Annotated in this window: 7 protein-coding genes; 4 read left to right on the forward strand and 3 right to left on the reverse strand. The window is 63.3% G+C overall.

Features of this window, described 5'->3' with window-relative positions; translation table 11 throughout:
- Positions 1 to 92: 92 nt before the first annotated feature.
- Positions 93 to 377, forward strand: a complete 285-nt coding sequence (locus tag ABD719_RS18275; RefSeq protein WP_344694800.1) for a hypothetical protein — start codon at positions 93 to 95, stop codon at positions 375 to 377.
- Here ABD719_RS18275 and ABD719_RS18280 read toward each other — a convergent pair.
- Positions 374 to 1504, reverse strand: a complete 1131-nt coding sequence (locus ABD719_RS18280; protein ID WP_344694802.1) for a GGDEF domain-containing protein — start codon at positions 1502 to 1504, stop codon at positions 374 to 376. The two genes, ABD719_RS18275 and ABD719_RS18280, sit on opposite strands and share 4 nt — an antisense overlap.
- Before the next feature lie 481 nt (positions 1505 to 1985).
- On the opposite strand from ABD719_RS18280, the gene ABD719_RS18285 reads away from it, so the two are divergent.
- From ABD719_RS18285 to ABD719_RS18295, 3 genes are all read left to right on the forward strand, one after another.
- Positions 1986 to 2246, forward strand: coding sequence for a hypothetical protein (locus tag ABD719_RS18285; RefSeq protein ID WP_344694803.1), 261 nt, complete (start codon positions 1986 to 1988; stop codon positions 2244 to 2246).
- A 216-nt stretch (positions 2247 to 2462) separates the two neighbouring features.
- Complete coding sequence (locus ABD719_RS18290) at positions 2463 to 3461, forward strand: alpha/beta fold hydrolase (protein ID WP_344694804.1); 999 nt, start codon at positions 2463 to 2465, stop codon at positions 3459 to 3461.
- Positions 3462 to 3535: 74 nt separating this feature from the next.
- The gene (locus tag ABD719_RS18295) at positions 3536 to 4510 is read left to right on the forward strand and encodes a serine hydrolase domain-containing protein (RefSeq protein ID WP_344694805.1); all 975 of its coding nucleotides are present in this window, start codon (positions 3536 to 3538) and stop codon (positions 4508 to 4510) included.
- Positions 4511 to 4980: 470 nt separating this feature from the next.
- Here ABD719_RS18295 and ABD719_RS18300 read toward each other — a convergent pair whose 3' ends face one another.
- Both ABD719_RS18300 and ABD719_RS18305 read right to left on the reverse strand, forming a co-directional pair.
- On the reverse strand, positions 4981 to 6192 hold the full coding sequence (locus ABD719_RS18300; protein WP_344694806.1) for a hypothetical protein: 1212 nt from the start codon (positions 6190 to 6192) through the stop codon (positions 4981 to 4983).
- Position 6193: 1 nt separating this feature from the next.
- Positions 6194 to 6628 (reverse strand): hypothetical protein, encoded by a 435-nt coding sequence (locus tag ABD719_RS18305; protein WP_344694807.1) that lies wholly within the window; start codon positions 6626 to 6628, stop codon positions 6194 to 6196.
- Between the last annotated feature and the right edge of the window lie 497 nt (positions 6629 to 7125).

Here is a 7125-nt window from a genome sequence, read left to right on the forward strand (position 1 = left end):
CGGACGCTTATTCATGAGTCAGGCGGCAGCGGCGGCTCACCATATATCCAGCGCATAAAGAGCGAGCGCAGGTCGCGGCCGCTGCAGCTTCCATGGCGCGCTTCAGATCGCTACTGGTGACTGTGCCGTCGGCATGGGCGGCGGGCGAGCGGTTCCACAACGCAAAATGGAGCGCGATGGTCACCGCAGAGTCCGGCGCCGATGAGCGCGGTCGTTTCGATCGGCTGATCCTCCACGGCACCGACACGCTTGATCCGCGCAGCGACGTGTTCGGGGCATGCTTCAGGCCGGCGGCGACGACGTCCGACAAGAACGGCAAGGCGATCCCCGGCTTTCGCTGGGTCCGTATGCGGGGAATCCCCAACCTGCGATGCTAGGCGGCGTCCCGCACGAGGCTGACTTGATTGCGGCCGGCGCGCTTGGATCGATACAGCGCCTCGTCCGCCTCGGCGAGCAGGCGGTCGAAGCCCTCGCCCGCGACATTGCCGCTGGCGACGCCGATGCTGGCGGTGACGGGCGGCAGATCGCCGGACCGGCCCGAGTCGCTCCGCCGGTGGGTCAGCACCGCTTCCTCGACCGCCGCACGCACCCGGTCCGCGGTCTGCGCCGTGAGGGCCAGCGAGCGGCCCGGCAGGACGAGCAGGAATTCGTCGCCGCCCAGCCGGGCGAAGCGCGAGCCCGGACCGCCCACCTCGCGCACCGCCGCGGCCACTAGCTGGAGCGTGCGATCACCTTCGGCATGGCCCATCCGATCATTGAGCGCCTTGAAATGATCGAGGTCGATCATGATCAGCCCGCCGCGCCCCGTCATCCGCGCCCGCAGCCGATCGAGGCCGGTGCGGTTCAGCGCGCCCGTCAGCGCATCCTCGGTGGCGAGGCGCAGCAGCGCGCGCTCGGCCCGCTCGGCCGCGACCAGCGTCGGCAGGTTGCCGCGCATCGGCCAGCAGGCGGCCAGCGCCATCGCCATCCAGATATTGTTGATGAAATCGAAATGCGAATTCATGCCGAGCGCGACCGCCGCCGACAGGCTGCCGCGGCCGAAGCCGATCGCGGCGGTCAAGACGAAGGTGCCGCCGAGCATCCAGGCGGTGCGAAGGCGTTCCTGCCGGGCCAGACGCAAGGCCGTCACCGCGGCCCAGATGTCCGCGATCATCATCGTATAATCGATATAGGCGATGCGCTGCAGGCGATGTGCGGGGTCATGCGACAGCAGGGGTACCAGTGAGACGGCCAGCAGCGCCGCAACCAGCCGCGGCCAATGGGGATTGCACCCGGCTAGAAGCCGCACGCCCTGCGTCACCAGCACCGCCCCGCACAGCGACAGGATGGCGCCGGCGGAGACGCGGAAGGCGCGATCGAGGGCCGGCAGGTCGAAGACCGCCATGCCGATGCCCAGCATGACATAACCGCCGCCCCAGAGACTCCGCCAGCCCGCCACGCCCTCCCGCGTGCCCGATGCCAACGTGACGACCCCTGCGACGATCGTGAACAACGCCGTCAACACGTAGATTGTCATTTGATCGAGCTGCAATCGTCTGCTCCCATGCCTCGTCACGAACCTGTTACCCGATCCAGCTTAACCAATCCTGCGTGGGCGCGAGCGTCGCCCGGTGCGCGATCCGTCCGGACGGACGATCGGCCGTCGGCGGCTAGCTTCTGGCAGCTTCCCGGCAGCAGAGACCCAAAAGTGGACATTCATGCCTCTTTCCCCGCTGACCAACTTCGGCCGCTCGTTCATCTCCGCGTGATGACCGCTTTTGGCGCCTAACTTGGCGTCCTCGAATGTCATGATTTGGTGGGGTCGTGATGCCGTCGTGTCGATCACAACACAAAGCAGCCGGCAACGGACTCCAGCATGCGGTCCACGAGCAGGCCACGTTCGGCGGTGGGTCGCGTCGCCAGTTGTATGCCGCTGGCCAAGTGAACAACCGTTCATATCAATTGTTCATCTGGCGCAACGTTCTGTTGTACCTCGGGAGAATACCATGTTGTTCAAAAACCTAGCGATGGCTTCGGCTGGTCTCGCGTTCATCGCAGCCCCGGTTGCCGCGAGTGCCGCTCCGGCCAACCCGGCATCCACGCTGTCGGTTGCCAAGTCGGCACGTGCAGGGTCGGCTACGTCTAAGAAGAGCAAGCTCGGTGCCGGCGGCGTGGGTATCGTTCCTCTGGTGATTGGAGCAGGCATCATCGCCGGGACGACGTACCTGATCATCGATCACGAAGACGACGATTCCGACAGCAATTGATCACCCGTGAGCAGCATGGCCTAACGCCCATGACGCTCATATTGCAGGACGCCTCGCCTATATCGGCGGGGCGTCTTTTTGTCAGCCGACGAGCTGATACAGGTCAGTCCGTCGGCTAACCAAAAGTCGCCGCTCGTTCAGCATGGCGCAGCACTTTGGATGGGAAGGCATTCCTGCCTGTAGGGATATCAATGCGACAACCGGTGTTACTGGTAGATGCTTCGCTTTCTCGCCGCCGTCGCCTGCTCGGCCATGCTCTCGACCGCTGCTGGAGCGCAAACCGTGTCGCTTGGCGTCAATCTGGAGCGGTTCGGCTATCCCGCGCCAGTGCGCTGGTTCGAAGCGAACTCGCAAGGCCATCCCGTTCGCATGGCCTTTCTCGACTGGCCGGCGACCGCGACCCCCAACGGGACGACGGTCGTCCTCCTGCATGGCAAGAATTTCTGCGCCGCTACCTGGGGCGACACCGCGCGCGGGCTGGCGGCCGCGGGCTACCGCGTCATCGCGCCGGATCAGATCGGCTTCTGCAAATCGTCGAAGCCGAGTGGCTATCAGTACAGCTTCCACGCCCTGGCCGCGCTGACCGCAACGCTTCTCGATCAGGCCGGTGCCGGCAAAGTCGTCCTGATCGGTCATTCGACCGGCGGCATCCTCGCCACGCGGTTTGCACTCCTCTATCCCGAGCGAATTTCGAAGCTGGTGCTGGTCAACCCGCTTGGCCTCAACGACACGCTAAGCGAGGGCGTGCCCTATACCGACCTCGGCAAGCTGCGCGCGGAGGAGGCGAAGACGAACGCCGCGTCGATCAAGGCTTACCAACTCCGCAACTATTATCATGGGGTTTGGCGTCCAGCCTATGATCAATGGGTTACCATGCTGGCCGGTCAATATGCCAGCCCCGATGGCAACATGGTGCGAGACGCACAGGCGCGCCTGTCGGACATGATCCAGACCCAGCCGGTCGCCGCCGAACTGCCCCACCTGACGGTCCCGACCACGCTCATCATCGGCCAGCGCGACCTGACCGCCTTTCGCGCAAACAGCGCGCCGGAGGATCGGCGCTCGCGTGTTCGCACCGTGCCGCAAGCGGCCGAGGAGGCTGTGAAGCGTATCCCGAACGCACGCTTGATCCGTCTCGACGATCTCGGCCATTCGCCGCAGGTCGAGGCACCCGCCGTTTTCCTGCGGACCCTCCGCTCCGCGATGACGCCGTGAGGCGGATGGCCTGCGCGCTGGCGCTGCTACTCACCAGCAGTTGTGATGCTGCCCCTGCGCCCCGGCAACCGCCAGTGTCCCGCCCGGTCGAGACGCGTGGCCTGGACAGCGCCATTCTTGCCGAAACCGTGGCGCAGGCTCGACGTCTGCCCCGGCTCCGCTCGCTGTTGATCTTGCGTGACGGCCAGGTACTGGCGGAGCAACGCTTCAACGGCGGGCCACCGCTCGACCGGCCGGTCAACATCAAGTCCGCGTCCAAGTCGGTGCTGTCCGCGCTGGTCGGCATCGCGATCACGCGGGGCGTGCTGACCGGCGTCGACCAGCGTGTCCTGTCGGTGCTCGGCAGGGATGCGCCGCCCGATCCCGACCCGCGTCTCCATCGCCTGACCGTCGAGGATCTGCTGACGATGCGCGCGGGGCTGGAGCGGACGTCGGGCGAGAACTACGGGCGCTGGGTGTCCAGCCGCAACTGGGTCCGCTTCGCGCTGGCGCGCCCGTTCGTCGACGAGCCGGGCGGCGCGATGCTCTATTCGACCGGCAACACACATCTGCTCTCGGCGATGCTGACCCGTGCGTCGGGTCGCGACACCCATGTTCTGATGCGCGACTGGCTGGCGGCTCCGCTTGGCATCGCGATCCCGCCATGGTCGCGCGATCCGCAGGGCATCTATTTCGGCGGCAACGACATGATGATGTCGCCGCGCAGCCTGGCGCGGTTCGGCGAGCTTTATCGTCTGGGCGGCGTGATCGACGGACGAAAGATCATCCCCGCGCATTGGATCGACGAAAGCTGGACTCCGCGCACCGTGTCGCCGTGGAGCGGCGGGCGATATGGCTATGGCTGGTTCGTCGGCACCAGCCGCGGCCACCCATTGCGTTTCGCCTGGGGGTATGGCGGGCAGATGCTGTTCATCGTGCCGGACCTGAAGCTGACGGTCGTCATGACCTCGGATCCCAACGGGGCACGGGACAATGGCCATATCGCGGCGCTCCACGCGCTCCTCGGTGACGGGATCGTGCCCGCCGCCGAGCGGGGTGGTGCACCATAATACTCACGGCGGTGAGGATGCTGCGGATCAAAGGTGGCAATCCAGTAGCGCGTTCAAAGCAAGATCGATTGTGAGATCGCGTCGAGTTTGGCTACAACCCGATTGAGTTTAAAAACTCCGCCAGAATTTGAACCTCGCTAATGCCGCGCAATACTGTTTCAATGTCCGCCATACTTTCGCAATTTGGCTACCTTTTATAATTTCAGTTGACCAATGGTTTCGCAGCGAAGGCCCACAATCTGCCTTGTGGGAGTTTTTCAACACAATCATCCAGTTGCGGACACTCACGCCCTCTCCCCGCTGCCCAAATGCAGCCGGTCGTTTATATCCGTACCCCGACAGAATATGGCCTATGACTTGCGGGTCTTGAATGTCGCGACGTGGTGAAGGCCAGACAATCTCCTCTTATCGGAGAGGCTTATCACCCTCGCTATGGTTCGTGCGTAAGCAAGCTCGCTTCAAGCTATGGTCTACTGCCCTGCCAATGCCGCCAGTTCCGATCGCTGACTATCGCTCAGGCGAAAAATCACCGACTGGCCTGCAGTTGCTGCAATGTCGCCGCCCCGCATCGTCCGGTCGGTACCAGGTGACGGGTCACCCGACCGCCATATCAAGTTCGATCCGCTACGATCAGCGAAAGCGCGCTGCCGTTCGGCGTCCAGACCAACCGAAGCTGCGGCCTGCATGCTCGCTCGTTGGATAATCGTCTCAGGTGTATCATCACGGCGAACTACAATTCTGATTTGTTCGACGACGGGCAGCGTAGTTCCCGTGCGAGAAGACGACGCCTTAGTCGGCAACCTTAGTGGATCTACTGCCATCCCGTTGCCGAGGTCTGTCGCCGTCGGTACGTGATCCTCCGGATAGACGAGGCGATCAACGATGACGCCACCCGCGATACCGCCAACCAGGCCGACCGCCAGCACGAGCCAGCCGGGTGGCGTGGCGAGCAGCAGACCCGCGCCGATGGTGAGCAGACCGCCGGCGACCTCTGCACCAATGAGTCCCCCGGCGAAGCCGACGCCGTGACGGGTCAACACCTTGCCTCGCTGATCGGCAGGAGCCTGCCAGATGTCATGTGCGGTCACAGCAAGGCCCGCTACCGCCAGTACCCCGCCACCGCCTTTCAGCAGCTTAGCGCCCCTGGCGATCTTGGCATTGTATTCGGGGTTGGAGCGGGTCGCGGAACCGAGCATGTTCTCGTAGGCCGCCATGCCGGTTCTGCCCTGGCGCGCATTCCTGTCGAGGAGATTGTCGAAAGTTCGACCACCAGCCCCGTATTTCCGCCAATCCCGGAGCTCGAGCCCGGCGCCCGTCACAGGCAATGGAATACGCCATAGCCGCGCGGTGTTTGTTCGCTGCCGCGCCGCCCATTGTGCCAGACCGCGCAGCTCGTATTCCGTCGGATTCTTACCAAGCAAAGCCCGGCGACGGCGGATTTCCAGTTCGACCTGTTCGAGCTGGCGTTTGTAACCACTTCGGATCGGCTCAAGCACACTGCCCCAGACGACCGCGGCGGGGACGCCGTCTGCTATGCTGCCTAGCAGGCGATAGGCTTCGGCCTCAGTGGCGGCGGGAACGTGCATCCGCTCAGGTGGGCCGCTCGGATCGAGGCGGACCATGATCTCGACGGTACGCAGGGGCGGCGTAACCGAATATCCGATCGGCGGGCTGGAAGCCATGTCAGGCCACCACAGGCATGTCGGTGATCTGGCCGACCGCTTCGACGGTTCCTTCGGCGTATAGCGATGTAGCGGCCGTTGGATCCAAGCGCACGACGCCGTCACGAGCGGCGCGTCCACGCATTACCGATGGCCGTGACGCCAGAAAGAGGATGGACTTGTCGGCGACCCCCTCGATAGCGGGAACTTTGCCGTCGCGAAGGATCGAGTCCAGGCCGAAGCATTCGTCGCTCGCCACGATGGCTCCGGCTGGTGTACCGATCATCCACCAGCCCTCGAATACGGGGGCGGAGTCCTCACCGATTTGGACAAAGGTGATCGACGTCGTCTGGTTGAGATCGATGACGACATCGTCCTCATTCGATCGGATCAGGCAAAGCCTGTGGCCGTTTAATATCTCCGCTTTGGCTTTTTCCGTTCTGCCGAACCAGATCATAAGCGTCTCCATGTAGATATATTGGAGGCGCTTACCGCGTTTGTCCAACGACGGGATATGCATAACGACACCTTATGACGTGACCTCGCAAAAATGGTAGGAGGGCCGGTACGGCCGGAAGGATGGTGACGACATCTGCCGTTGCCAATCCAATCGCCTTGGTGTTTTCTAAAAACGCAAAAACATCGACGCCTAGGCTTTCAAACAGCTGGCTACGGGCCGTCCGCCGTTTAATAGGCGGCGGTCCCGATCAGGGGATCGTTCGTTCGGCACGAATTTTGCTAAATTACGATCAGACCTACTTCCGGTCGTTCGTGACTCGTTTTCCGCTTCCCAACTTCTTCCCAACTTCGGTCGCCCGTTAATGTCGCTAGGTCGTGTCTGCATTCAGGGATTCCGTTTGATGTGAAGTTCTGGTTCAAGGCTGGAGGAAGGAGCCAGCGGTGAGCAGACGGACACTGACGGATGAGCAATGGGCGCGGATCGAAGGTCACCTT

This window comes from Sphingomonas cynarae, assembly GCF_039537815.1.
In the GTDB taxonomy this organism is placed as follows: domain Bacteria; phylum Pseudomonadota; class Alphaproteobacteria; order Sphingomonadales; family Sphingomonadaceae; genus Sphingomonas; species Sphingomonas cynarae.

Excerpts from the sequence above, each read along its gene's own strand:
- ABD719_RS18285 (WP_344694803.1), top strand. The coding sequence starts at position 1,986 with ATGTTGTTCAAAAACCTAGCGATGGCTTCGGCTGGTCTCGCGTTCATC.
- ABD719_RS18290 (WP_344694804.1), top strand. The coding sequence starts at position 2,463 with ATGCTTCGCTTTCTCGCCGCCGTCGCCTGCTCGGCCATGCTCTCGACC.
- ABD719_RS18305 (WP_344694807.1), bottom strand. The coding sequence starts at position 6,628 with ATGATCTGGTTCGGCAGAACGGAAAAAGCCAAAGCGGAGATATTAAAC.
- ABD719_RS18275 (WP_344694800.1), top strand. The coding sequence starts at position 93 with ATGGCGCGCTTCAGATCGCTACTGGTGACTGTGCCGTCGGCATGGGCG.
- ABD719_RS18300 (WP_344694806.1), bottom strand. The coding sequence starts at position 6,192 with ATGGCTTCCAGCCCGCCGATCGGATATTCGGTTACGCCGCCCCTGCGT.